Origin of the sequence: Streptomyces sp. SID5910 (genome assembly GCF_009862125.1) — a bacterium.
In the GTDB taxonomy this organism is placed as follows: domain Bacteria; phylum Actinomycetota; class Actinomycetes; order Streptomycetales; family Streptomycetaceae; genus Streptomyces.
In genome coordinates, this window is the sequence record NZ_WWHX01000188.1 from 1 (window position 1) to 281 (window position 281).

At 69.0% G+C, this 281-nt stretch carries 1 protein-coding gene; it reads right to left on the reverse strand.

The genetic code is table 11. The features are described from left to right. The coding region (locus GTW67_RS06450) for a ketoacyl-synthetase C-terminal extension domain-containing protein (protein ID WP_161163830.1) at positions 1-281 on the reverse strand (281 nt) is incomplete at both ends.

The following is a 281-nucleotide window of genomic DNA, read 5'->3' on the forward strand; positions in this document are numbered from 1 at the left end:
GACACCACCCACGGCACCACCACCGGCGGCTCAGAAGCCGCAGGCGGCTCCTCCTCGTCAGCCGGTGCCTGCTCCAGGATCACGTGAGCGTTCGTGCCGCTGACACCGAAGGCGGAGACGCCTGCCCGTCGAGGTTCGTCACCCTCCGGCCACGGCATGGCATCCGTCAGCAGTTCGACAGCGCCGGCCGACCACTCCACCTGCGTCGACGGCTCGTCGACGTGCAGGGTCTGCGGCAGTAGCCCGTGCTGCATGGCGAGGACCATCTTCATCACACCGGC